A 25,023-nucleotide genomic window follows, 5' to 3' on the forward strand; every position below is an offset into this window, starting at 1 on the left:
TCCCGGAGGCTCTCGTGGCTTACGTCATTGGCATCGACACCGGCGGCACGTTCACCGACGCGTTCGTCGCGGACCAACGCGGCCGGCTCGCCGCCGCCAAGACCCCGTCCACCCCGCCCGACTTCGCCGAGGGCTTCCTCAACGCCGTCGACGAGCTGGCGGTCGAGCTGGACATCCCCGTGGAGCGGCTGCTCAACCAGACCGACTACATAGTGCACGGCACGACCTCGACGCTGAACTCGCTGGTCACCGGGGACGTGGCGCGGGTCGGCTTCCTGACCACCCGGGGCCACGCCGACTCGATCAGCATCATGAACCTGGAGGGCCGCTACGCGGGGCTGGGCAGCGAGGACATCCAGCACATGGCCCGCACCGCCAAGCCTCCCGCCCTGGTGCCCCGCCACCTGATCAAAGAGGTCGACGAGCGGGTCGACTACAAGGGCGCGGTGGTCGTCGGGCTGGACGAGGACGGGGTGCGCCGCGCGGTCCGGGAACTGCTCGCCGACGGCGTGGAGGCCATCGCGGTGTCGTTGCTGTGGTCGTTCCGGAACGACACGCACGAGCGGCGGGTGCGCGAGCTGATCCACGAGGAGGCGCCGGGGTTGTACGTGGCGCTGTCCAGCGAGGTCAGCCCCCGGATCCGGGAGTACTCGCGCAGCGTCACCACGATCATGAACACCCAGGTGGGGCCGAGGCTGGCCGGCTACCTGCGTCCGCTGGAGGCCACCCTGCGCAAGCGAGGGCTCGCCGGGTCGCTGCTGGTCATGCAGGGCTCCGGCGGCTGCGTGAGCGCAACCGACGCGCCGGCCCGCGCGGTGACCACGATCGGCTCGGTGCTCACCGGCGGGGTGGTGGGCTGCACCCGGATGGCCGAGGCACTCCGCCGTGCCGACCAACCGGGCAACATCATCTCCACCGACATGGGCGGCACCACGTTCCTGGTCGGCCTGGTGGTCGACGGCGCGCCGGTGCGCACCAGCGGTGCCGTGCTCAACCAGTACACGATCAGCACCCCCATGGTCGACGTGCACACCATCGGCGCCGGGGGCGGCGCGATCGCCTGGGTGGACCCCGGCGGGAACCTCAGGGTGGGGCCGCGCAGCGCCGGCGCCCGGCCCGGGCCGGCCTGCTACGGCGAGGGCGGCACCGAGCCCACCGTCACCGACGCCGACCTGGTGCTCGGCATCATCAACCCGGCGAACTTCCTGGGCGGCCGCAAGAAGCTGGACACCTCGCTCGCCCGCGATGCCATCGCCGAGCGCCTGGCCGGCCCGCTGGGCATGTCCGTCGACGAGGCGGCCGCCGCCGTCTACGAGATCCAGAACGCCCAGACCGCCGACCTGGTGCGCAAGGTGGTGGTCAACTCCGGCCAGGACCCCAGGGACTTCTCCCTCTACGCGTTCGGCGGCGCCGGCCCGATGCACTGCGCCCGCTACGCCCGCGACCTCGGGGCGCGCCAGGTCGTCGTGCCCCTCGGCTCCACCGCGGCGGTGTTCTCCGCCTACGGGCTGGCCACCTCGGACATCGTGCTCACCGCCGAACGGTCCGAGCCGGCCGCGATGCCGGTCGACCCGTCGGCGTTCACCGAGGCGTTCCGTGGCCTGGAGGCCGAGCTGGAGAACCGGCTGGCCGAGCAGGGCCTGGCCTTCCGGGCGATCCGCTACGAGCGCGAGGCCGACCTGCGCTACACCATGCAGCTGGCCGAGGTGTCCACCCCGGTGCCGGCCGGAGCGCTCGACGCGGACGCGGTCACCCTGGTCGGCGCCGAGTTCGAACGGCGCTACGAGGAGCTCTACGGAAAGGGCACCGGGTTCCCGGACGCCGGGCTGCAAGTGATCACCTATCGGGTCCGCGCCGTCGGCACCCTGCCGATCCGCCCCGAGCTGCCCCAGCACGCCCCTCGCGCCGGCGAGCCGATCTCGTCGGGCACCCGCGAGGTGCTGCTGGACATCACCCACGGCGTCCAGCGGACCGCGATCTACGACTACCGCGCGCTCGGCGCCGGCCACCGGATCGACGGCCCCGCCATCGTCGAGGCGCCCACCACCACCGTGGCGCTGCCGCCGGGCACCCGCGGTGTGGTGGATCGGCTGGGAAACCTGGTTCTCGACCTCACGTCCGGGAAGGAGAGCGCGTGATGCCCGTCATCCCGATCGCCGGTTCCGAGCGGTTCGCCCAGCCCTCGGCGCCGCTCGACCCCGAGCAGACCTTCGGCGAGCTCACCCTGCACCGGGGGGAGCGGGACGTCGACGCACTGACCTACGAGGTGATCCGGCACCGGCTGGTGGCGATCACCGACGACATGGGCGACGCGATCAAGCGCATGTCCGGGTCGGTCGTGGTCACCGACTGCAACGACTTCGGCGCCGGGATCATGGACGAGGCCGGCGAGACCGTGCAGGTCGGCCTGTACAACATGCAGCTCGGCGCCTCGCTGGACATGGCGGCCCGCTGGACCCTGGCCAACCGGTCGACCAGCCCGGGGATCCACCCCGGCGACCAGTTCCTGCTCAACGACCCGTGGATCGGCGGCGGGCTGCACCAGAACGACGTCACGGTCCTCGCACCGCTGTTCCACGACGGCCGGCTGTTCTGCTGGACCGGCGCGGTGGCCCACCAGGTCGACCTCGGCGGGGTCTCCCCGGGCAGCTGGTCGGTCGAGGGCCACGACGTGTTCTGGGAGTCGCTGCCCATCCCGCCGGTGGCCATCGTCGAGCGTGGCCGGCTGCGCGCCGACGTCGAGGACATGTACCTGCGCCGCTCGCGGGTCCCCAAGCTGGTCGGGCTGGACCTGCGCGCCAAGATCGGCGCCAACAACGTCGCCCACGAGCGGCTCACCGCCCTGATCGACAAGTACGGGCCGGACACCGTCAAGGCCGTGATGAAACGCATGATGGCCGACGCCGAGACCCGGCTGCGGGCCAAGCTGCGGCTGCTGCCCGACGGCGAGTGGTCCTCGGTCGCCCACCAGGACGGCGCCCGCGCCGGCGACCGGGACATCCACAAGATCGTCGTGCGGATGACCAAGCGCGCCGACCGGCTGAGCTTCGACTTCACCGGCACCGACCCGCAGGTCGAAGGCATCATCAACTGCACCCTGGCCGGGCTGCGCGGCGGGATCCTGCCGATCGTGCTGACCATGCTCTGCCCCGACATCCCGTGGGCACCGGGCGGCATCTACCGCTGCCTCGACATCGTCAGCGAACCCGGCACCATCAACAACTGCACCTTCCCCGCCGGGATCGGGAAGGCCTCGGTGAACTCCGCGTGGGCCACCCAGAACGCCGTCTCCGAGACCGTCGCCGCGATGCTCGCCACCCATCCCGAGCTGAGCCGCTCGGCGATGAGCGTGTGCAGCGGCACCTGGGACCTGACCCTGCTGGCCGGGGTCGACCAGCGCGGCGGCGGGTTCGCCACCATGCTCTGCGACGCCATGGCCGGCGGGCTGGGCGCCAAGGTGGACGGCGACGGGGTGGACACCGGCGGGGAGAACTGCATCCCGATGGGCCGCGTCGCCGACGTGGAGATCAACGAGTTCAGCTTCCCCATGCTGTACCTGTGGCGGCGCGAGGAGGTCGACTCCGGCGGCCCCGGCCGCCACCGGGGCGGCGTCGGCGCCTCGAGCTGCTTCATCCCCTACGACACGCCCGCCGGCGCGGTGCACCTCGTGGTGTCGGCCAATGGCAAGGCCGTCCCCCAGGCGCCCGGGCTGTCCGGGGGCTACCCGGCGGCGACCCAGTGGGACGTGCTGGTCCGCGACTCGTCCGCGCGCCGCCAACTGGCCGAGGGCACCATCCCGTCCCGGCTGGAGGACCTCGGCGGCCGGCCGGACACCCTGCCGCCGCACCTGGAGACCGACCTCGGCGCGGACGACGTCTACTTCACCCACTGGCAGGGCGGCGGCGGGCTCGGCGACCCGCTGCTGCGCGAGCCGGAGGCCGTCGCCCGCGACGTGGCGCTGGGGAAGGTGTCCGCTCGGGGCGCCGAGCAGGTCTACGGCGTGCGCCTGCGAGGCCCGGGGGTCGACGTCCCCGGTACCGAACGCCTTCGCCAGCGGCTGCGGCGCGAGCGCGCCGGCCTGTCCTGAAGGGAACCACCATGGACGTGGACCTGAACCTCACGGTCGCCGCCGACGGGCACGTCGGGTGCCGACACTGCGGTGCCCGGGTCGGGACGTCGAGCGCCACCCCGCTCGACCTGGCGAGGCGCTCCGAGCGGCCGTCCACCGCCGCCGGACCGGGGGTGCATGCCGACCCCGCCCGGTTCACCGACCGCCCGATCGCCCTGCGCCAGGCGTTCTGCCCCGGCTGCCTGGTGCTGCTGCACACCGAGATCGTCCCCGCCGACGAACCCACGTATCGAGAATGGAGCCTGCGATGACCGCGCGTGGCCTGGCAGGAAAGGCGGTCGTCGTCACCGGCGCCGCCCAGGGAATCGGCGCGGGCTACGCCCGCCGGCTGGTCGAGGAGGGCTGCCACGTCGTGCTCGCCGACCGCAACGCCGACGCGGTGCGCGCCACCGCCGCCGGCCTGACCGGCCCCGGCAAGGCGACCTGCGCCGTGGTGGACGTGGCCGACCCGGACAGCTGCGCGGCCCTGGCTCGGCTGGTCGAGGACGAGCACGGGCAGCTCGACGGACTGATCAACAACGCGGCGGTGTTCTCCACGATCGAGATGAAGCCGTTCTGGGAGATCACTCCCGCCGAGTGGGACGCCGTCCTCGCCGTCAACCTCAAGGGGCCGTGGCTGGTCGTCTCCGCGCTGCTGGCGCCGCTGCGCAGGTCCGGCTCGGCCAGCGTGGTCAACGTGGGCTCCGACGCCGTCCTCATGGGCCGGCAGGGCTACCTGCACTACGTGGCGAGCAAGGGCGGCGTGCAGGGCATGACGTACTCCATGGCCCACGAGCTCGGTCAGTTCGGGATTCGGGTCAACACGCTCTCGCCCGGACCGGTCTACACCGAGGTCCCCCGAGGCACCGTCAGCCCGGCGCAGCGACAGGCGATGATCGACGCGCAGGCGCTGCACCGCACCGCCGACCCCGACGACATGGTCGGGCTCGCCGCCTTCCTGCTCTGCGACGACAGCGCCTACCTCACCGGCCAGACCATCAGCGTCAACGGCGGCCTGGTGCACCGATGAGCGACGACATCCGTGAGCTGGTCAGCCTCGCCTCCCGCATCCTCGGAACCGCCGACCAGGGCGACCTGATCTGGGGGCACGCCTCGGCGCGCGACCCGGGGGGACGGGGGGCGTGGCTCAAGGCCAGCGGCTGGAGCCTGGACGAGACCACTCCGGACCGGGTCCAGCTGGTCGACGAGGACGGCACCGTGCTGGACGGCGACGGGCCGCGACACAGTGAGTACCCGATCCACACCGAGATCCTCGCCGCCCGGCCCGACGTGGGCGCCGTGGTACACACCCACTCGCCGTACGCGGTCGCGCTGGCCGCCGCCGGGGTGGAGCTGCTGCCGGTCAGCCACGCCGCCAACTACTTCGTGCCACCGTCCGTACCGAGGTTCACCGCCACCGCCGACCTGATCCTGACCCGCGAGCTGGGCCGGCGGCTCGCCGCCACCCTCGGCCAGGCCACCGCGGTGTTCCTGGTCAACCACGGCGTCGTCACGGTCGGGCCCGACCTGCGCCACGCCACCGTCGCCGCCGTCCTCCTCGAACGCGCCGCCCACCAGCAATGGCTCACCCGCGGCTTCGGCGGCTGGCCGACCTGGTCCGGACCGGAGGAGTCCCTCGCCAAACGCGGCCACATCTACCACGACCAGGCCGTCATCCAGGTGTGGGACCACCTGGTCCGCCGACTGGGGCTCTAGATCACGTAGCTCTCCAGGGTCTCGGGCACGAAGAGCTCGTCGGGGGCGAGGCGGCGGTCGGTGAGGCCCTGTTCGTGGACGTAGCGGAGGAAGACGCCCAGGGTCGCGCGGTTGGGTTCGAGTCCGTAGGGCCAGAAGTCGGTGCCGAGCAGTTGTCTGGTCCGCTCCACCTCGTCGTAGAGCCAGGGCAGCATGTAGCGGTTCGCGGCGGTCTCGTTCATCCGCTCCTCGGTGGCGGCCTTGGCCCGCTCGAAGGCCGTGTAGAGCGAGCGGGCCAGCCATCGCCCGCGCTCGTACACGTCGCGGCGGAGCACCACCAGGTGCATGATCGGGAAGATGCCGGTCTCGGCGGCGTAGCGCTGCTCGGCCGCGCGCGGGTCCTCGAACAGCCGCCGGACCTCGGGGCGGCCCTCGAGCAGGGGGCGCGGGGTGCGTGGCGCGTAGAGCGCGTCGATCTCCCCGGTGACCAGCATGTCGGCCAGCGTGCGGTCGGGTGGGATCGGCGCGATGTCGATCTCGGGTGGCAGGCTGAGCCGTTGCTTCTCCACCCGCCCCGGCCGGTGCATACCGCCGGTGCGGTAGCGCACCGAGGACACCGGGACGTCGTAGTGGTCGGCGAGGATGCCTCGGATCCACACCGCGGCGGTGAGCTGGTACTCGGGCACGCCGACGGTCCGCCCGACCAGGTCGGACGGTTTCTCGATGCCGCTGTGGGCGTGGATGTAGATGCCGTTGTGCCGGAACGCGCGCGACGGGAACACCGGGATGGCCCGCATCGGCGTGCGCTCCGGGTCCGCCGCCAGCGCGGTGACGTAGGAGGACAGCGACATCTCGGCGGCCTCGAACTCCTGGTGGCGCAGCATCCGGAAGAAGGTCTCCTCGACCGGCAGGCACAGGTAGGTCAGGTCCACCCCCTCCGGGCGCACCGAGCCGTCCGCGAGCGGCTGCGTGCGGTCGTAGTCCCAGCAGGCCAGGGTGATCGGGATGCGGGTCATGCTGTCCCTTCTGACGGCGACGGGCCCATGCGTGCCTGACGGGCGTGACGGGCCTGACGGAGTGCGGCGGCGGCCAGGCCACCGACCAGGCACACGGCGCCGAGCACGGCGAACACACCGGCGACCGGCCAGGCGGCGGCGACCAGGGCGGCCACCAGCAACGGCCCGACGAACGAGCCGACCCGCCCGACGCCGAGCGCCCAGCCGACGCCGGTGGAGCGGATCGCCGTCCGGTACGCCACCGCGGCGAGGCCGATGACGCCCGAGCTGGCGCAGCCCAGGCCCACGCCGATCAGGATCTGCATCCCGATCACCCCGGAGACCGACGGGGCGGCCACCCCGATGCCCGTGACACCGGCCGCGGCCAGCGCGAACGCCGAAGGGAGGACCCGCCGGACACCGAACCGGGTGATCAGCCAGCCGCCGGCGGCCGTGGCGACGACGCTGCCGGCGTTGAACAGCGCCAGCGCCACCGCCGTGCGTGCGACCGGCACGCCGAGCGGGGCGAGCAGCGTGGGCGTCCAGGAGGAGTTGACCACGAGCACCCCGAACGAGGTGAAGGACGCGGCCCACAGCAACAGGGTGTTCGCCCGGCGCCCGGTGGCGAAGAGCTGGCCCACCGGGGCTCGCCGCTCCCGCTGTTCGACACCGGTGAAACGGGTGGACGCGTCGATCGTCAGCTCCGGGGCGACCCTGGCCAGGGTGCGCGCGATCCGCCGCACCGGCGCCCGGCGTGCCACCAGGAAGACCGGCGACTCGGGCAGCGACACCACGACGACCACCGCGACCACGAGCGGCGCGATCCCGCCGACCAGGAACAGGCCGTGCCAGCCCGCGGTGGGGATCAGCCGGCTGCCCAGCAGCCCGGCGAGCACACCGCCGACCGGGAAGCCGGCGAAGAGCAGACCGGCGACCGTGGCGCGGCGGTGGGCCGGCACGAACTCCGAGGCGAGGCTGATCGCGGACGGTATCGCGGCACCGAGCCCGAGCCCGGTGGCGAACCGAAAGGCCAGCAGCGCCGTGACGGCGTTCGCGGCCATCGTGGCCAGCGTGAACGCACCGAAGCAGAGCACCGCCGCGACCAGGACGACCTTGCGACCCACCCGGTCGGCCAGCGGCGCGAGCACCAGGCCGCCGATCGCCATGCCCGCGATCGCCGCCGAGAAGACCGCGCCCAGGCTGGCCGCCGGGATGCGCAGGTCGGCGGCGATGGCCGGCGCCGCCAGCCCGATGATCTGCAGGTCCATCCCGTCGAACAGCGCCACCAGCGCGCACAGCACCACCACCAGAGCCCTGACCGGGCCGATGCGCGGCCGCCCCATCAGCTCGCCGAGGTGGACCGTCCCGGTCATCGTCGACCTCCCTGGCGTCCGCCCCGCGCCGGCAGTTCCGACCCACCGTACAGCCCAGCGCGGCGGGCGATCGCAAAAGCGAAACAAATACTAGCCGTTCGGATTGAAGCTGTTGTAGTCTCCTGACGCTGCTACTGGCGAGGAGGCGCGGCCGCGATGTTGAAGCCCGAAGAGAACGAGCTGTTGTGTCGCGTCGGCCCCGACACCGGCATGGGTGGGCTGCTGCGGCGCTACTGGCTGCCGGTCGCGTGCGGCGACGAGCTGGTTGCCGGCGGCGCTCCGATTCGAACCAGGCTGCTTTCGGAAGACCTGGTTGCGTTTCGTGATCCGGGCGGCCGGGTGGGGGTTCTGGACGAGCACTGCCCGCACCGGGGGGCGTCGCTGAGCCTGGCCCGCAACGAGGAGTGCGGCCTTCGCTGCATCTACCACGGCTGGAAGATCGGCGCGGACGGTCGGGTTCGGGAGACGCCGTCCGAGCCGGAGTCGAGCTCGTTCCGGCATCGGATCAGGCACGCGGCGTACCCGGTCCACGAGAGCGGCGGCCTGGTGTGGGCCTACCTCGGCTCGCAGGACGCGCCGGAGCCTCGGGCCTTCGAGTGGACGCTGTTGCCCGCCTCCCATTACGTGGTGTTCAAGGCGCGGGTGGCCTGCAACTGGGTCCAGGGGCTGGAAGGCGTGATCGACTCCGCGCACCTGACGCACCTGCACAAGGACCTGTTCTTCCGGGCCGGCGACGCGGCCGGCGGTGAGCGGCTGGGGTCGATCTCGATGGACGGAAGCCCTCGGCTGGAGATCGAGGACACCGCGTACGGCTTCCGTTACGCCGCGTTGCGGCGGGCCGGGGACGAGGCCAGCCGGCTGGTCCGCCTGTCCCATTTCGTGGCGCCGTGTTTCGGCCTGTTCGCCGGGCCGATGGCGCTGCCCAGCGTGCAGGCGTACGTGCCGGAGGACGACCACAACACGGCGATGTACTTCGTGATCGCCGACCGGGAGAACCCCATCGGCGAGGACCTCAGGGCCGCGCTGCGCACGGCGCTGGGCATGGTTCCCGGGGTCGACCTGGACGCCGGGCTGCGCCGGGTCCGGCGCGCGGAGAACGGGTGGCTGCAGGACCGCGAGGCGATGGGGCGGGGGGAGACCTTCACCGGAATCGCGGGCGTGAACGCCGAGGACCAGGCCGTCCAGGAAAGCATGGGCAGGCTTTACGACCGCGGCCGTGAGCATCTCGGCACCAGCGATGTGGCGGTCATCCGGATGCGCCGCATCATGATCAATGCGGCTCGCCGGTACCTGCGGGGCGAGCGGGACGATCTGGTCGGGCTCGGCGCCGGCGCGCGGACCGACGAGCTGTGCGGGTTCGAACGGCTGGCCCCGGCGGCCGTCCCGTGGCAGGAACTGGTCGGTGCCGATGCCTGAGCGGCTGGTGTGGCGGGCCGGCGACGCGGAGGCGACGACCGCGCAGCTGCTCGACGACGTGCGCCGGCTCATCGTCGAGGCGCGCGAGCGCGGCGAGGACCCCGGGGAGCTGGTCGTGGACGAGGCGACCCGGCGAGTGCTGGACCTGACCAAACGGCGTGAGGTGCAGCGCGGCCAGCCCGTGCTGGTGCTCGGGCTGCGCGTGGTGAGCGAGGAGCGGTCCCGATGAGCGTGCACGTCGGTCGAGAGGCGGATTTCGCCGAGGGGGACCGCAGGCTCGTCGTGTCCGGCGACACCCAGATCGGGGTGTTCCGGTTGAGCGACGGGTTCGTCGCCTACGAGAACAAATGCGTGCACCAGGGTGGCCCGGTGTGCCAGGGGCAGTATTTCCCGAAAATGGAGGCCGTCCTGGACGCCGAGGGCCGGGTGCTGGGAGAACGGGCGAACCCCGGGATCGCGCATCTGGTGTGTCCGTGGCACAGCTGGGAGTACGACATACGCACCGGGCGGATGGCCGCCGATCCCAGGATTCGGCTGCGTCGTTTCGAGGTGGTCTGCCGGGATGGCGAGGTCTACGTTGTCGCCTGAGCGAGCGGCCGAACTGTTGGAGTCGTATGTCGACGAGCCGGACCTGGTCGGCGACGACGAGGTCAGCCGACTTTTCACCGCGGCATTCCGGCTGTTCGTCCACCGCGCCCGCCAGGGACTGCATCCATTCGCCGGCGACGTCACGGCCACCGACGTGGTGATCGCGGCGACCGCGATGCTGCGCCAGCAGAACCTGGAGGTCTTCGAGCTCGCACTGTGGCAGAGCTTCGGCGGGCAGCCGTGGGTGGGCGCGGACGGGAGGGAATGACGATGTCCTTGTACGACCGAAGCCAGGTGCCGGTCCCGAACATGCTCACGAACGCGCGCAAACAGGCCGAAGAACGCAACCTGTACGACTTCACGATTGTCGACGTCGACTCGCACCACTACGAGGACACGTCGACCTGGCAGACCCTGGTGCCCTACATCGAGGACGACGGCATCAAGGCGTGGGCCAGGCACCAGTTCGACAGGCAGATGGCCACCCGCGCGGTCGGGGCGCCGATCGGCGACCAGGAGCTGGCCGGCCGCATCCTGCGCGGCGGGCTGGACGTCCCCGACGAGCTGCGCGCGGACCGGCACGACGGTCGAAACCCGCTGGTGGCGCGCACGCTGTGGGCCATGGACAACCTCGGCATCGACTACACCGTGCTGTTCCCCACCGTCATGTTGACCTTGGGGCTGCACCCGCAGGTGGAGGTCGAGGTCGCGCTCGCCCGCGCCTATGCGCGGTGGCTGACCCGTGATGTCCTGACCCGGGACGGGCGGATTCGGACGATGGTCTACCTCCCGTTCAACGACCCGGCCGCCGCGCTGCGCATGGTGCGCGAGTTCGCCGACGAACCCGGCGTGGTCGGTTTCATGGTGACCAGCGTCCGCTACCGCCAGGTGCACGCCAACGAGTACGTGCCGGTGTACGCGGAGCTGCAGGAGCGGGGCATGCCGCTGGCGTTCCACGCCGCGTACAACTGGCACGACCGGTCGATGGGAATGCTCAACAAGTTCATCTCCGTCCACGCCCTGGGTTTCACCACCACCAACATGATCCACCTCACCAACATGGTGATGAACGGTATTCCGGAGCGTTTCCCCGGCCTGAAGGTGGTGTGGGTGGAAAGCGGCCTGGCCTGGATACCGTTCCTGATGCAGCGGCTGGACAACGAGTACCTGATGCGCTCCAGCGAGGCCCCGATGCTGACCCGGCTGCCCAGCGAGTACATGCGGGACATGTACTACTCCTCGCAGCCCATGGAGCGCACGGCGAAGATCGAGGTCATCGAGAACACCTTCGACATGATCAATGCCGAGCGGCGCCTGCTGTACTCGTCCGACTATCCGCACTGGGACTTCGACACCCCCGCGGTGATCTACGACCTTCCTTTCCTGGGTGAGAAGGCCAAGCGCCGCATCCTGGGGGAGAACGCGATCGAGCTGTTCGGGCTCTGAGGAGAGACGGGATCATGGCAGAGATCTGCACGGTCATATGCACCTCGCATTCGCCGTACCTGTTCGCGTCCGCGCGAGAATGGCGGCAGGCGCGGGACGAACGGTCCAGGCAGGGCACGCTCGACGAGGCGGTCCCGCTCGACACGCCCGAGGAGAACGAGCGGAAGTTCCAGCGGTGCATGACCGCCCTGGCCACGCTGCGCGAGCGGCTCGACGCCGCGCGCCCCGACGTGCTGCTGGTGTTCGGCGACGACCAGGGCGAGCAGTTCAGCTTCACCAACTTCCCGGCGTTGGGGATCTTCGTCGGCCCGGGCTTCGAGGGATACAAGGTGTCCCGCTACTTCGGGCTCCCGATCATCGGGACGGCGCGGCCGACCAGGCCGAAGAGCATCGAGCACTGGGTCGCGGTCAAGGGCCATCCGAACCTGGCCAGGTACCTGATGGAGACCCTGACCGAGGACCGGTTCGACCTGGCCTTCTGCACCGGGCTGGCGGACATCGAGGAGGGCATGGGCCACGCCTTCATGCGCCCGTCCTACTACCTGCGCCCGGACTACGACCTGCCCACCGTCCCGTTCTTCATCAACTGCTACTACGCGCCGCAGCCGACCGGGCTGCGCTGCTACCAGCTGGGCCGCGCGGTCCGGGCCCGGATCGAGGCGTGGGACCAGGACCTGCGGGTCGCGGTGATCGGCTCGGGCGGGCTGTGGCACACCCCGGGCATGGCCGACGCCGGCCTGGACGAGGAGTTCAACAGGGGAGTCCTGGAGGCCGTGCGCCTCGGCGACGCACGGGCGATGGCCGACCACTTCGACGGCTGGGCGCTGGGCGCCGCGAACGTCTCGGACCGGGACACCGAGGCGTTCGCGGTGGCCAGCGGCGGGACGGGCATGCGAGGCGGGCTGGGCAGCGGCAGCGGGGAGACCCGCAACTGGATAGCGGCCTCGGCGGTGGCCGACGGGGCGGCGGGCACCGTCGTCGACTACGTGCCCGTCTACGACTCGCCGGTCGGTATGGCCTTCGCCCACTGGGAGCGGCCGTGACCGGGACGGGGTGCTGACCATGTACCACGGCGTCGCCGTCATCGACACCCACGGACACATGTCCACACCGCCACAGTTCCGCGCCTACGCCTACAACCTGATCGCGCTGCGCAGCCCGGCCGCGATGCGGCTGAGCATCCCCGACGAGCAGATGGACGGGGCGCTGCGCCGCCACCTGCGGATCATGGACGAGCGCGCCATCGACCTGCAGCTCGTCTCCCCCCGACCGGTGGCGATGATGCACTGGGAGCGGCCGTTCCTGGTCCAGGCGTGGACCGAGACCACGAACGACGTCATCGCGTCGCAGTGCCGTGCCCATCCGACCCGGCTGGCGGGGGTGGCGCAGCTGCCGCAGAGCTCCGAGTGCGACACCGCCAACTGCGTCGCCGAGCTGCAACGGCGGGTGGCCGAGGGCTTCGTGGGCGCGCTGGTCAACCCGGACCCCGGCGCGGACCGCCGCACGCCCGCGATGAGCGAGCCGTACTGGTTCCCGCTCTACGAGGCGGCGCAGGACCTGGGGGCGACGCTGGTCGTGCACCCGTCGATCAGCCGCGACCCCCGGCTGGAGGCCGTCTCCCACGGCTACCAGCAGCACAACATGGCCGAGGAGACGCTCGCGACGATGCATCTCGAACAGGGGGAGGTGTTCGAGCGCTACCCCGGCCTGCGGGTCCTGGTGTGCCACTGCGGCGGCGCGCCGCGCCGGCTGCTCCAGGCGGGGCAGCGACTGCGGGTGGGCGCCTCGGAGGTGGTGGTGCGGTCCAGCGCCGAACGGGAAGGCGGCCAGGTCGGCATGCCGGTCACCGAGGTGGCGCGGACCCGGCGGGACCTGCGCGCCAACCTGTTCTTCGACACCTGCGCCTACGACCCGGACTTCCTCGCGACGGCGATCAGGCAGCGCGGGGTGGCCCAGATGGTGTTCGGCACCGAGGCCCCCGGCGCCGGCACCGGCGTGCTCAACCCGGTCACCGGCCGCCCCTCCGACGACCTGGTGCCGGTGATCGACGCGATGGACTTCCTCAGCGCCGAGGACCGAACCCAGATCCTGCACCACAACCCCCGCGCCGCGTTCCCCCTGTTGCCCGAGCCCCAGGCGAGGAAAAGCCGATGAACGAGCCGTTGCTGCTTGTGCCCGGTCCGTGCACCGTCGAGCCCGACGTGCTCGCCACCCTCGGGCGGCCCGTCCCGCTTCACTACGGACCGCACTGGACGGCCACCTACGACCGGCTGCGGCGGCAGCTGGCGGAGGTGTTCGGTACCGCCGGCGAGGTCCACCTGTTGTTCGGGCCCGGCTCGGCCGGCATGGAGATGACCTTGGGCAGCGTCCTCGCGCCCGGCGACGAGCTGGTCGTGGTGGTGGAGGGCATCTTCGGGCAGCGGCTGGTCGAGATCGCGCGGACGTTGGGCCTGGTCGTGCACGAGCTGCGCACCGAGGGCACCCGGCCGGCGGGCGGTGAGGAGCTTGCCGCGATGCTGGGCGGGCACCCGGCCGTTCGGGCGGTCGCGATGGTGCACCACGAGACGGGGACGGGCGTGCTCACCCCGGTCGAGCGGCTGTGCCGCACCGCCAGGGCGGCGGGGCTGATCACCGTGGTGGACGCGATCTCCTCGCTGGGCGGCGCGCCGCTGCGGATGGACGACTGGGGTGTCGATCTGTGCGTCACGGTGGCCAACAAGTGCCTCGGCGGGCCGGTCGGGGTGGCGCCGGTCGCGGTGGGTCCCCGCGCGCTGGAGCTGATCAGCGCCCCGCCCGCGCGGCGGCGCAAGGCGGTCGGGTGGTACCTCGACCTGGCCACCTGGCACCGCTATCAGGACATGTGGTCCAGCTGGCACCCGCACCCGACCACGATGCCCGGCAACGTGGTGCACGCGCTCGCCACCGCGACGGACCGGATCTTCGAGGTCGGGCTGGACGCGCACCATCGGCGGATCGCCGCCGCCGCGCGGCAGGCCCGGGGTGGGCTGCGCGCCCTCGGCCTGTGCACCCTGGTGCCGGACGAGATCGCCGCCCCGGCGGTGACCTCGGTGCGGGCGCCGGACGGCATGGACGTCGACCACTACCTGCGATGGCTGGTCGACAAGCACGGCATGCTGGCCGCGGCCGGGCTGCCCCCGCACGCCGGCGCCTCGTTCCGGGTCGGGCACATGGGCCGGGCCGCCGAGCCAGGGGTCGTCACCGACTGGTTGGACGCCACCCGGGACTACCTGCGCATCGAGGGCATCGGGGCGCGGTCGTGACCGGCGCCGACGCGCTGCTGGACGCCCTCGCCGACGGCGGCGTGCGGGCCATCTTCACGGTGCCCGGGGTGCAGCTCGACGCGCTGTTCGACGCCCTGGCCCGTCGGGACGGCGCGTTCCGGGTCTGGCACACCCGCCACGAGCAGGCCACCTCGTACATGGCCGACGGCTACACCCGGGTCAGCGGCGAGCCGTCCTGCTGCCTGGTCGTTCCCGGACCCGGGCTGCTCAACGCCACCGCAGGCCTGGCCACCGCGTACGCCCGCAACACCCCGATCCTGTGTGTGGCCGGGCAGATCCCGTCGGCCACCATCGGCGCGCAGCTCGGCCAGCTGCACGAGCTGCGGGACCAGGCGGCCGCGCTGCGCGCCGTGGTGAAGTGGTCCACCACCGTGATGCGGCCCGGCGAGCTGGGTCCGGCGGTGGCCGAGGCACTGCGCCGGATGCGCACCGGCCGTCCGCGCCCGGTCGCCGTGGAGGTGCCCCCCGACGTGCTGGAAGCGGCCCGCCCGCCGACCGACCGGGCCGCGACCGACCCGGCCGGCCCGGCCGACCCGAGCGACGCGTGGACGCCGGACCCGGATCCGGACGACCTGGACCGGGCCGCCGCGCTGCTCACCGCGGCGCAACGGCCGTTGGTCCTGGCCGGCGGCGGGGTGCTCGTCGCGGGCGCCTGGGACGAGCTGCGCGAGCTGGCCGAGCGCGCCGGCGCCCCGGTCGTCATGACGGCCGACGGCAAGGGCGCCCTCGACGCGCGCCACCCGCTGGCCTGCGAGCCGACCCTCGGACCTCGCCTGACGCCCACCGCGGACGTGATCCTGGCCGTGGGCACCCGCCTCGGCCTCCCGATGGGCCGGCGGCTGCCGTTCGGGCCCGACCAGAGGCTGGTCAGGATCGACGCGGACGCGGCCGAGCTGCGCCGCGAGGTCAGCCCCGAGATCGCCATCCACGCCGACGCCCGCCTCGCCCTCGCCCAGCTCGCCGAGCGACTGCCCCGCTCCGGCCGAACCCCGAGCTGGCCCGACCTGACCCGGCTGCGGGAGGACGCGGCGGCCACGGTGCTCGCCCTGAGGCCGCAGGCCCACTACGGCGAGGCGATCCGCCGCGCCGTCCCCGAGGACGGCATCGTCGTGGCCGGGATGACCCAGATCGGGTACTGGTGCCGGCTCGGCTTCCCGGTGTGGCGGCCGCGAACCTTCCTCACACCCGGTTACCAGGGCACGCTCGGCTTCGAGCTGCCCACCGGGCTCGGCGCCCAGCTCGCCGCGCCGGACACCCCGGTGGTCGTGCTGGCCGGCGACGGCGGGTTCCTGTTCAACGTCCAGGAGCTCGCCACCGCGGTGCTGCACGACATCCCGGTGGTGGCCGTGGTGTTCAACGACGGCGCCTACGGCAACGTCCGGCGTACCCAGATGGAGCGGTTCGACGGACGCTGCATCGCCTCGGAGCTGCACAACCCGGACTTCCCGGCGTTGGCGGAGTCGTTCGGGGTGCGCGGGGTCCGCGCGGTCGGTCCGGACGCGCTGGAGCGTGCCCTCGGCGCCGCGATCGAGGCCCGCCGGCCCACGGTGATCGAGGTTCCGGTCGGGCCGATGCCCGACCCGTGGGCGATGCTCACCATGAAACACGAACGAGTAAGTCGTTAATGTTTTGTTTCGAAATTGATTCAAGTTGGATAGCGGGTCACGGCTTGCTGGTAGTACTTCGCGGCGGGTTCTTCCAAGATCCCGTAGACGCGCAGGAAGAGCTGGTGGGCAATTCGACCCCGCCAGTCGTTCGGGAGCAGTCGGGGATGCAGGTCCGGATCATGGAATGAGGCGTTGCGATAGCCGTAGAGCACCTCGACCCGCAGCGCGAACGAGTCCTGGTCGCTGAGATCGGCCAGCGCCGCGTCGTCGAACCGGGAGTAGCGGTCGATGAACTCGGCGTACTCCTCGTTGAGGCGCCGCAGGTCCCAGCAGCGGTTCGCCATGACCCGGTCGTGCTCCGCGGAGATGCTGCTCGCGACCAGCGGGTCCAGCCGCAGCTCGGGCTCCTCGCCGATCTCCTCCAGCGCCGCGTCGAGCCGGTCGTGGCTACAGATCCAGGTGGAGGTCGCCAACGGCCCGAACCCGTGCCAGTCCAGGATGCGGCGGATGCGGATGCGGGTGGCGCGACGGGCCTCCGGCACCGTGTAGATGATCATTCGCCATCTGCCGTCCCACAGGTCACCGTCGCGCCGGTAGAGCCGGCCCTCGCCGGCCCGCATGAGCTGGCTGGTCTGGTCGGTCATGGTGATCACGCTGCGCCGGCCCTCGCGCTGCACCGCTACCCAGCCCTCCCGGCGCAGGCGCGAGATGACGACCCTGGTGGCGTCGGGGGACGTGCCGAAGGCGCCCATGAGCTCGGCCATGGCCTGCATGCTGATGCGGCCCGTGTCGTGCCGGACGAACCCCCCGAGCAGGTCCAGGACGATCTCACGGGCCGGAATGGTCGGCCGGTCCCCGGTCGACCCACTTGTTCGCGTGCTACCCACGGCGGCCCCTCGGTGAGCTTCGGTTCCCTCGAACTATAGGCAGTCCCCCGGGGTGCCCTCGTCGCCGCGCCGGGCTGCCCGGCCGAGATCAATATGAAACTAGTAGTTGCCGGACGGATAGATTTCGTTTCATACTGAGTGTCCTCCGTCACACCATGGGAGCTGCGCAATGTTCCGTTGGGTTGTTGCCGCCTTCCTCACCCTGTACACGATGATCAACGTCGTGGACCGGGTCGCGATCTCGGTCGGGACCGAACCGATCACCCGTGAGCTGGGCCTCAACCCCGCGCAGTGGGGGTTGGTGCTGGGGGTCTTCTTCGTCGGCCTGGTACCGGCAACGATCGCGACCGGCTACCTCGCCGATCGCCACGGCGCCCGGCGATGGCAGCTCATCGGCGCGACCTCCTGGTCGCTGCTCACCGCGGCGACCACCCTGGTCAACAGCTTCGGAGCGCTCCTGGTGGTGCGGTTCCTGTTCGGGGTCGGCGAGGGGCCCGGCGGCTCCGTCGGCGGCCGGGTGATCGCCAACTGGATTCCGGCCCGGCAACGCGGCAGGACGTTCAGCATGATCATGGTCGGCATCCAGCTGGCCCCGGCCCTGGGCGTCCCGCTGATCGCCTGGATCATGGTCGAGCTGGGCTGGCGCCCGGCGTTTCTCATCCTCGGCGGTGTCGGCCTGCTGTGGGTGCTGGCCTGGCGGGTGATCTTCACCGACGATCCGGCCCGCAACCGATTCGTCGGCGAACGCGAGCTCGCCGTCATCCAGCGGGGCATCACCACACCCGAGCACCTGCGGGCCGTCCCGGAAACCGGGCTCCGTCCCGACAGGATGAGGACCCTCGCCGGGTGCTTCTGGGGAATGTTCTGCACCGGCTACCTTCTCTACTTCCTGCTCACCTGGTTACCGGGCTACTTCTCGATGGCTCGAGGGCTGGACCTGAAACAGATGGGTGTGGCGGCGAGCCTGCCCTGGCTCGGTGGGGTCCTCGGCGTGCTGCTCGGGGGGCTGCTCACCGACCGCATCCTGGCCCGAACCGGCCGGTTCCGCTGGGCGCGGGCCTATCCGGCCTCGGCGGCCCTGCTGGTGTCCGCGATCGGCCTCTACATCTGCGCGAGCGCCGTCTCCCTTCCCGCCGCCATCGCCCTGCTCGCCCTGGTCAGCTTCTGCCTCGGCTGGATCGGCCCCGTGCTCAGCTCCGTCGTGCTCGACGTGACCTGGCGGCGCGCCGGCCTGTTCTCCGGCGTCAGCCAGGCGCTCGAGGCCACCGCGGGCGTCGTCGCACCGGTGCTCACCGGCGTCATCGTCAACCGATCCGGCTCGTTCGACCTCGCGTTCACCATCGCCGCCCTGGTCGCGGCCAGCGGGGCCGTCGCGGTCTTCGGCCTGGTCCGGCACGCGGGCGACGCGTCGACGGCGCCGGAACGCCAGAAGGAGTCACGGTGAGACACGCTCACTTCGCGAGTTGGCCCGGCGCGTAACTCCGCTCGACATGGCCCTTGAGGTCGTCGGGATAGAAATAGACGGGCCGGAGGTTGCCGCTCGCGTAGCGTTCGGCCTGGTCGTTGAAGTGCGGCGAGTCGGGATGTCCGCTCGCGCCGCCCGTGGTGACAGCCCAGGCGCGCACCTTCGGCCCGAACTCCACGGTCGCCACGAAACTGTTGCCGCTGGTGCCGTAATAGCGCTTCGTGCCGGGCCAGCGCTTCGCCGCGAATGACGCGAGGGAGCCCCACCGGGCGGAGGTGAACGGCACCGGGATGCTCGGCTTGGCATCGTCGAACTTCTGGACGATCGCGCCGTCGTTGCGCTGGAAGCGGTTGATCTCGCCCCACGGCACCTGCCAGCCGCCGAAATCCTGCGTGAGCCGGTCCATCGCCGATTCGAGCGCCGCGAGCCGCTGCGCATCGGTGGCGCGGTCGGCCATGTAGTCGGATACCGACAAACCCGCGGCCGCGGCCGGCCGGGCCGAGGTCGCCCAGAGTGCCTCGGCCCAGAAAACGGCCAGCGAGGTCGGGGTCGATGCCGTGGCCCAGCGATAGTCCCAGCCGCGCAGCAGGCCGATCGGGCCGGCGAGCTTCGCCTTGTGCAGATCGCCCTCGGGGAGGCGGTCCCACCCCGCGACCAGCCCCGGCACGAGCCGGGCGAAGCCGGTGAGATAGGGATCGAAGGCGGCCGCGATCAGCGTCTCCGGCGTGAAGTCGGTTCGGGCGCTCAGCACCCGGACCGCGTGCGGCCCGCGCGCGTTCTCCCCGGCACCGTCGAAATAGCGGGGATAGTTCGCGGCCTTGGGGCTGTCCGGGCCGGCGGCGGTCCATGGCCAGTTGTTCGAGTTGAACGCCCAACCATTCTTCGGATTCACCACCTGGGGCAGGCTTTCGAGGCTGTGCAGCTCACGCCAGTCGGTCGCCGGATCGCTGCCGTCGACGGGTTTGCGATAGTCGAACCGATCGTCGCGCACCGGCATGAACTGGGGCATCAGGAAGGCGATCTCGCCCTTCGAGTCCGCGAACAGCGTGTTGTTCGAGCTGTTGGCCTTGAGTCCGGCCACCTCGAGGAAGCCCGCGTAGTCCCGCGCCTTGGTGCGCAGGAAGCTCTGCTGCAGCGCCTCGATCGGCTTGTTCATCAGCGCGAACGCGATCCATCTGCCGTCCGCCTCGCGCACGATCGGGCCGTGGTGCGTGGCGAAGGTGGTGAAGCTGCGCTGCGCAGGCCGGCCGTCCTCGGTGCCGTAGGACAACGTGATCGTCTTCGTCGTCACCGGCCGCAGCGCGTCGCCGTAGCGGTAGGAGTGGCTGCCGTCCGTCCCGGTCACGATCGTCTCGGCGAACTGGTCGGCATTGTCGACCCCACTCGACGTGTGCATCCATCCGGCGTCGGCGTTGAACCCCTGGTAGATGAAGAACTGGCCCCAGGTGGCGGCGCCGTAGACATTGAGCCCTTGCTCGCTGGTGACGTGTTGCTCGGAGCGGAAGAAGAAGCTGGTGTGCGGGTTGATCAGGAGCAGCGCGTGGCCGTCCCGGGTATGGCTCGGCGCGATGGCCATGCCATTCGAGCCGGTGGGCTCGCGGAACAACAACCGGCGCTCGTCATCGGTCATCGGCACCGGGCGCTTGCCGTAGAAGGCCTCGACCTGGCTCAGTGGCGCTCGCTCGATGTCGCCGCCGATGCTGCCTTCGGAGAAACTCAGCGGCATCCACGGCTCGAACCGGTTGATGACGCGTGGACGCACCTCGGGATGCGTCGCGAGGTAATAGTTCAGCCCGTCCGCCCAGGCCTGCATCAGCTCGCGCAACCAGGCCGGGCACCGCTCGTAGTCTCCCTTCAGCACCTCGGGGTCGATGAACAGGCGCTGGCGCAGGTCCTGCCAGATCGCGCTCTCACCCTCGGCCTCGGCGAGGCGGCCGAGGCTGGTCAGATAGTTGGTCTCGATCCGGTTGAAGTCGTCCTCGGCCTGGGCATAGATCATCCCGAACACCGCGTCGGCGTCGGTCTTTCCCGAAACGTGCGCGATGCCCCAGTCGTCGCGGGTTATCGTCACGTGCTCCGCCCGCGCGCGTAGGCGGTCGAGATCGGGCGGGGTCTGCGTCTGCGTGGAAGTGGCGGTGCCACAGGCCGGCAGTCCCACCGCGACCGCCACGGCACCGGCGGCCAGTCCGGCCGCTCCGCCCAGGACGCGGCGTCGGCTCAGGCCCTTGTTCCGCGCGTTGTTCATATGTTGGCTCACCTTTTCGGGGTCGTCTTTGACCCATTCCGCCCCGGATCACGCCACACCACCGGCTCGGCATTGTCAAGATGGTCAGCCGGCGGGACTCAACCGTGCCTGGATGGCCCGCACCGACCGGCGGAGCGTGGCGGAGAGCTCTCGTTCGGTCGCCGTCTCGGTGTCGTCGCGTTCGAGCAGCAGCCGGGCCTGCGGGCCGGCGACGGTGACCGCGATCGGCGGCATCCTGGCGGGCCCGTGCACCGCCATCGCCAGCGCCGCCACGCCCGGTTCGGTGTCCTCCACGTTGCGTGCGTAGCCGCGCCGGCGGACCGCCTCCAGCTCGGTCTCCAGTGCCTCGCGCGTCGGGGTCGACGTCCGGCCGACGGTGAGCAGCGTCGGCTCCGGGTAGAGCTTGCGCAGCGCGACCACCGGCAGCGTGGCCAGCAGCGCGCGGCCGGCCGAGGCGGCGTGGGCGGGGAGCAGGTCGCCGACCCGGGACTCGACGCGCATCGTGTGCCGGGAGACGATCGTGTAGAAGAACCGCACGTTGCGGCCGTGCAGCGCGGCCAGGTGGACCGTCTCGCCGGTGGCCGCCTGGAGCTGGCGCAGCTGGTCCTGGGCGATCGCGATGTAGTCGGCGTCCGAGCTCTCCGGGCGCAGCGCGAGCAGCGCCGGCCCCAGGCAGTACGCGCGGGAGTCCGCCGCCCGGCGGGCGAACCCCCTGGCCTCGAGCGTCGCGAGCAGCCGGTGCACCACCGAGGTGCCCACCCCGAGGACCTCGGCCGCCCCGGAGACGGTGACCTCGCTGTGCACCCGCAGCAGCTCGATGAGCTGGAGCGCGCGGTCCACGGTTCGCAGCACGGGAACTGACATGGCCGCCAGTTTCCCCCATACCGGGATACTTTGCCCGGTTCGTGACTCATAGTGGGATGTTGAGGGGGACCGCGGCGGATCCCGCCGCGCCACCCGACCCGATAAGGCACGTACTCGATGACCAACAGCTCGAACAGCGACGTCCGAGGGGGCTCGACCGCGTCGGAGCTCGGCGGCGCGGGGAACACGGCCGACAGCCCGGCGGCCCGGCGCGCGGTGGTCAGCGGCGCGGTCGGATCCGCGCTGGAGTGGTTCGACTTCTCCGTCTACGGCGCGCTGTCCGCCACGGTGTTCCCGAAGCTGTTCTTTCCCGAGCTGGCTCCGGGGGTCGGCCTGCTGGCCAGCTTCGCCACGTTCGGCGCGGGGTTCTTCGCCCGGCCGCTCGGCGGGCTGGTCTTCGGTGTGCTGGGCGACCGGGTGGGCCGCAAGCGGGTGCTCACCTGGACGCTGCTCCTGATGGGCGCGGCGTCGACCTTGATCGGGCTGCTGCCCACCTACGGCAGCGTCGGGTTCGTCGCTCCGCTGTTGCTGGTGATGCTCCGGTTCCTGCAGGGCCTGGGGCTCGGCGGCGAGGCCACCGGGTCCCAGCTGCTGTCCATGGAGCACGCGCCCGAGGGCAAGCGTGGCCGCAACGGCGCGCTGATGGCGATCGGCTCGCCGATCAGCCAGGTGGTCGCCACCCTGGCGCTCACCGCGCTGGCCGCGACGATGTCGGCGGAGGCGTTCGCCGGCTGGGGGTGGCGGGTCCCGTTCCTGTTCAGCGTCGTGCTCATCGGGGTCGGCGTCTACATCAGGGCGCGGGTGGCCGAGACCCCGCTCTTTCTCGCCGATGCGCGAGCCTCGGACAAAAGGGACCGGCCCTCCGCGCTGACGGTGTTCAGGACGCATCCGAGGATTCTCACCCTGCTCGTGCTGACCTGGGCCTCGTCGGCGTCGGTCTTCTACATTTGCGTCACCTTTGCCATCAGCTATCTGACCGGCACCCTCGGGCTGAGCAACAGCATCAGTTTCAGCCTGCTGCTGACCGGCAACGCGCTGTCCATCGCCGCCGGCGTGCTGGGCGGCTGGCTCAGCGACCGCATCGGCCGCCGGAAGGTCTTCGCCATCGGCACGGTCGGGCTGCTGGTGTCGGTCGTTCTGCTGTTCCCCCTTCTCGACCTGCGGAGCTGGTGGGCGAGCGCGGCGGTGATCAGCCTCGCGCTCTGCTCGGTGCAGCTGAACGCGGGGGTGCAGCCGGCGTTCTACGCGGAGGCGCTGCCGACCTCGGTGCGGTACACCGGATCCGCGATGGGGTACACCCTGGCGAACCTGATCTTCAGCGCGCCGACCCCGTTCATCGCCGCCTTTCTGCTCGGGCTCTTCGGGGGCAACCCGATCGGCGTCACGGGTTATGGGCTCGTGATCGTCATCATCTCGGCGGTGGCCCTGTACTTCATGCCCGAGCGCTACGACCGGCCGCTGGAGCGCTGATTATGTTGCTGACAGAATGCGTCGCGGTCGTCTCAGGCGCGGACAATGCCAAAGGCATCGGTTTCGCCATCGCCCGGGCTTTTGTCGCGCACGGGGCGCGGGTCGGGCTGATCGGGCTGGGTCAGCGCGAGCTGGCCGGGCTGAGCGACTCGCTGGTCGGTCCCGACCGCGCCGAGGCGGCGATCGGGATCGAGGCGGACGTGACCGACCCGCCGGCGGTGGCGTCGGCGGTGGACCGGGTGGTGGCCAGGTTCGGGAGGCTCACCACGGTGGTGGCGAACGCCGGCATCGTGGAGGGCACCGCGCTGGCGGACGTCACGCCCTCGGCGCTCGCCAGGATGGTCGAGGTCAACCTGGGCGGCGGGCTCAACCTGGTGCAGGCCGCGCTGCCGCACCTCGGCCCGGGCGGCTCGATCGTGACCATCGGCTCGATCGCGGCCCAGCAGGGCGGCGGCCTGCGCGGTGGCCCGCACTACGCGGCGTCCAAGGGCGCTGTCGTCTCGCTGACCCGCGCGATGGCGCGCGAGCTCGGCCCCAGGGGGATCCGCGCCAACACCATCCACCCGGGGATCGTCCGGACGCCGATGACCGAGGACGCCTCGCCCGAGCTGGAGGCTCGGCAGGCTCGCGGCGTCCCGCTCGGCCGGCTCGGCGAGCCCGACGACATCGCGGGCGCCGCCGTCTTCTTCGCCAGCGGCCTGTCCCGCTACACCACCGGCACGGATCTGGCCGTCAACGGCGGCTTGTACATCGGATGAGCACGATCGAGGAGGGCCAATGGCCGACGTGAAACCGGTAGTCACCAGGAGCGGCGAGGAAGAGCGCGGCACCGGCCAGTCCGGCGGCGCGGTGCGCATCTCCGGGGTGAGCGCGCAGCACACGCCCGCCACCAGGATCTGGTTCGGTCAGGTGTCGAACGAGCCGGGCTACCGGTCGCTTCCGCACCACCACGGCGAGGCCGAGACCGGCGGGTACGTGCTCCGGGGTTCGGCTCGGATCTACTGGGGGGAGGACTACTCCGAGTACCTCGACATGCGCCAGGGTGACTGGGTGTTCGTCCCGCCGTTCATGCCGCACGTGGAGGCGAACATGAGCACCACCGAGGAGCTGGTCTGGCTGACCGCGAGAACGCCGGAGAACATCGTGGTCAACCTGGAGGACGTGCCGGACGAGTCGCTCGCGGGCTACCGGCGGGCCTGAGCGGGATGAGACACGTCATCGTCACCGGTGCGGCGGGTGGGATCGGCTCCGCCGCGGTTCACGAGCTGTTGGCCGGTGGGTTCGCGGTCACCGCGATCGACCTGTCCACCGACGCGCTCGACCGGCTCCCGCACCACGCGCGCCTGCTGCCGGTCGCGGCCGACGTCACCGACAGCGGCGAGGTCGCCCACGCCGTCGCGGCCGGCATCGAACACCACGGCGCCCCATACGGACTGCTCAACATCGCCGGCAACAACCGACTCGGCCCACTCGAAGACATCACCGACCAGGACTGGCACTTCCTCATCGACGCCAACCTGACCAGCACCTTCCTCATGTGCCGAGAAGTCATGCCACACATG

General features: G+C 71.4%; 24 protein-coding genes. 19 read left to right on the forward strand and 5 right to left on the reverse strand.

The features are described 5' to 3' along the window. The first annotated feature begins 14 nt into the window (after positions 1–14). From N912_RS0142850 to N912_RS0142865, 5 genes are read left to right on the forward strand one after another with little or no spacing between them, the layout of a single operon-like run. A complete protein-coding gene (locus N912_RS0142850; protein ID WP_028927276.1) occupies positions 15–2,138 on the forward strand; it encodes a hydantoinase/oxoprolinase family protein in 2,124 nt (707 codons plus the stop codon). Beyond that, positions 2,138–4,087 (forward strand): hydantoinase B/oxoprolinase family protein, encoded by a 1,950-nt coding sequence (locus tag N912_RS58260; RefSeq protein ID WP_037069544.1) that lies wholly within the window; start codon positions 2,138–2,140, stop codon positions 4,085–4,087. Before N912_RS0142850 ends, N912_RS58260 begins: the two co-directional genes overlap by 1 nt. 11 nt (positions 4,088–4,098) lie before the next feature. Beyond that, the gene (locus N912_RS66195; RefSeq protein WP_037069547.1) at positions 4,099–4,380 is read left to right on the forward strand and encodes a hypothetical protein; all 282 of its coding nucleotides are present in this window, start codon (positions 4,099–4,101) and stop codon (positions 4,378–4,380) included. Then, positions 4,377–5,138 carry an SDR family NAD(P)-dependent oxidoreductase gene (locus N912_RS0142860; protein WP_028927277.1) on the forward strand — a complete coding sequence of 254 codons (762 nt, stop codon included), beginning with the start codon at positions 4,377–4,379 and terminating at the stop codon, positions 5,136–5,138. The genes N912_RS66195 and N912_RS0142860 overlap by 4 nt, the downstream gene beginning before the upstream one ends. Continuing rightward, complete coding sequence (locus N912_RS0142865) at positions 5,135–5,824, forward strand: class II aldolase/adducin family protein (protein ID WP_028927278.1); 690 nt, start codon at positions 5,135–5,137, stop codon at positions 5,822–5,824. Before N912_RS0142860 ends, N912_RS0142865 begins: the two co-directional genes overlap by 4 nt. On the opposite strand, the gene N912_RS0142870 is transcribed toward N912_RS0142865, so the two are convergent. Continuing rightward, a complete protein-coding gene (locus N912_RS0142870) occupies positions 5,821–6,819 on the reverse strand; it encodes a substrate-binding domain-containing protein (protein WP_028927279.1) in 999 nt (332 codons plus the stop codon). The two genes, N912_RS0142865 and N912_RS0142870, sit on opposite strands and share 4 nt — an antisense overlap. Continuing rightward, positions 6,816–8,171 carry an MFS transporter gene (locus tag N912_RS58270; RefSeq protein WP_051581588.1) on the reverse strand — a complete coding sequence of 452 codons (1,356 nt, stop codon included), beginning with the start codon at positions 8,169–8,171 and terminating at the stop codon, positions 6,816–6,818. The genes N912_RS0142870 and N912_RS58270 overlap by 4 nt, the downstream gene beginning before the upstream one ends. A gap of 156 nt (positions 8,172–8,327) precedes the next feature. Here N912_RS58270 and N912_RS0142880 point away from each other — a divergent pair, with 156 nt between their 5' ends. Genes N912_RS0142880 through N912_RS0142920 form a run of 9 tightly spaced genes read left to right on the forward strand, consistent with a single transcriptional unit; the run spans position 8,328 to position 16,548 of the window. Then, a complete protein-coding gene (locus N912_RS0142880; RefSeq protein WP_028927280.1) occupies positions 8,328–9,587 on the forward strand; it encodes a Rieske 2Fe-2S domain-containing protein in 1,260 nt (419 codons plus the stop codon). Next, positions 9,580–9,816 (forward strand): hypothetical protein, encoded by a 237-nt coding sequence (locus N912_RS0142885; protein ID WP_037069558.1) that lies wholly within the window; start codon positions 9,580–9,582, stop codon positions 9,814–9,816. The genes N912_RS0142880 and N912_RS0142885 overlap by 8 nt, the downstream gene beginning before the upstream one ends. Next, positions 9,813–10,175 carry a Rieske (2Fe-2S) protein gene (locus N912_RS0142890; RefSeq protein ID WP_028927282.1) on the forward strand — a complete coding sequence of 121 codons (363 nt, stop codon included), beginning with the start codon at positions 9,813–9,815 and terminating at the stop codon, positions 10,173–10,175. The genes N912_RS0142885 and N912_RS0142890 overlap by 4 nt, the downstream gene beginning before the upstream one ends. Next, positions 10,165–10,443: a hypothetical protein gene (locus N912_RS0142895; protein WP_156994361.1), complete on the forward strand. Its 279-nt coding sequence runs from the start codon at positions 10,165–10,167 to the stop codon at positions 10,441–10,443. The genes N912_RS0142890 and N912_RS0142895 overlap by 11 nt, the downstream gene beginning before the upstream one ends. Positions 10,444–10,445: 2 nt before the next feature. After that, positions 10,446–11,621, forward strand: coding sequence for an amidohydrolase family protein (locus N912_RS0142900; RefSeq protein WP_211261597.1), 1,176 nt, complete (start codon positions 10,446–10,448; stop codon positions 11,619–11,621). Between the two features lie 14 nt (positions 11,622–11,635). Beyond that, on the forward strand, positions 11,636–12,664 hold the full coding sequence (locus N912_RS0142905) for a DODA-type extradiol aromatic ring-opening family dioxygenase (protein WP_028927285.1): 1,029 nt from the start codon (positions 11,636–11,638) through the stop codon (positions 12,662–12,664). 19 nt (positions 12,665–12,683) lie between these two features. Beyond that, entirely contained in the window at positions 12,684–13,775 is a 1,092-nt protein-coding gene (locus N912_RS0142910; protein ID WP_156994362.1) for an amidohydrolase family protein, read from the forward strand. After that, positions 13,772–14,902 carry a pyridoxal-phosphate-dependent aminotransferase family protein gene (locus N912_RS65380; RefSeq protein ID WP_037069562.1) on the forward strand — a complete coding sequence of 377 codons (1,131 nt, stop codon included), beginning with the start codon at positions 13,772–13,774 and terminating at the stop codon, positions 14,900–14,902. Before N912_RS0142910 ends, N912_RS65380 begins: the two co-directional genes overlap by 4 nt. Then, on the forward strand, positions 14,899–16,548 hold the full coding sequence (locus N912_RS0142920; protein ID WP_037069565.1) for a thiamine pyrophosphate-dependent enzyme: 1,650 nt from the start codon (positions 14,899–14,901) through the stop codon (positions 16,546–16,548). Before N912_RS65380 ends, N912_RS0142920 begins: the two co-directional genes overlap by 4 nt. Positions 16,549–16,568: 20 nt before the next feature. On the opposite strand, the gene N912_RS0142925 is transcribed toward N912_RS0142920, so the two are convergent. Further along, complete coding sequence (locus N912_RS0142925) at positions 16,569–17,417, reverse strand: PaaX family transcriptional regulator (protein WP_028927289.1); 849 nt, start codon at positions 17,415–17,417, stop codon at positions 16,569–16,571. Between the two features lie 211 nt (positions 17,418–17,628). Between N912_RS0142925 and N912_RS0142930 the strand changes: the two genes are divergently transcribed. Further along, positions 17,629–18,861, forward strand: a complete 1,233-nt coding sequence (locus N912_RS0142930) for an MFS transporter (protein ID WP_028927290.1) — start codon at positions 17,629–17,631, stop codon at positions 18,859–18,861. A 7-nt stretch (positions 18,862–18,868) separates the two neighbouring features. Here N912_RS0142930 and N912_RS0142935 read toward each other — a convergent pair whose 3' ends face one another. After that, positions 18,869–21,127, reverse strand: coding sequence for a penicillin acylase family protein (locus tag N912_RS0142935; RefSeq protein WP_084211818.1), 2,259 nt, complete (start codon positions 21,125–21,127; stop codon positions 18,869–18,871). 84 nt (positions 21,128–21,211) lie between these two features. Further along, on the reverse strand, positions 21,212–21,991 hold the full coding sequence (locus tag N912_RS0142940; protein ID WP_037069570.1) for an IclR family transcriptional regulator: 780 nt from the start codon (positions 21,989–21,991) through the stop codon (positions 21,212–21,214). A 117-nt stretch (positions 21,992–22,108) separates the two neighbouring features. On the opposite strand from N912_RS0142940, the gene N912_RS0142945 reads away from it, so the two are divergent. From N912_RS0142945 to N912_RS0142960, 4 genes are all read left to right on the forward strand, one after another. After that, complete coding sequence (locus N912_RS0142945) at positions 22,109–23,461, forward strand: MFS transporter (RefSeq protein ID WP_028927293.1); 1,353 nt, start codon at positions 22,109–22,111, stop codon at positions 23,459–23,461. A gap of 2 nt (positions 23,462–23,463) precedes the next feature. Further along, entirely contained in the window at positions 23,464–24,219 is a 756-nt protein-coding gene (locus tag N912_RS0142950) for an SDR family NAD(P)-dependent oxidoreductase (RefSeq protein WP_028927294.1), read from the forward strand. A gap of 19 nt (positions 24,220–24,238) precedes the next feature. After that, on the forward strand, positions 24,239–24,661 hold the full coding sequence (locus tag N912_RS0142955) for a cupin domain-containing protein (RefSeq protein WP_028927295.1): 423 nt from the start codon (positions 24,239–24,241) through the stop codon (positions 24,659–24,661). 5 nt (positions 24,662–24,666) lie between these two features. Next, the coding region (locus tag N912_RS0142960; RefSeq protein ID WP_037069573.1) for an SDR family NAD(P)-dependent oxidoreductase at positions 24,667–25,023 on the forward strand (357 nt) is incomplete at its 3' end.

The organism is Actinospineispora acaciae DSM 45401 (assembly GCF_000620785.1).
In the GTDB taxonomy this organism is placed as follows: Bacteria; Actinomycetota; Actinomycetes; order Mycobacteriales; family Pseudonocardiaceae; genus Pseudonocardia; species Pseudonocardia acaciae.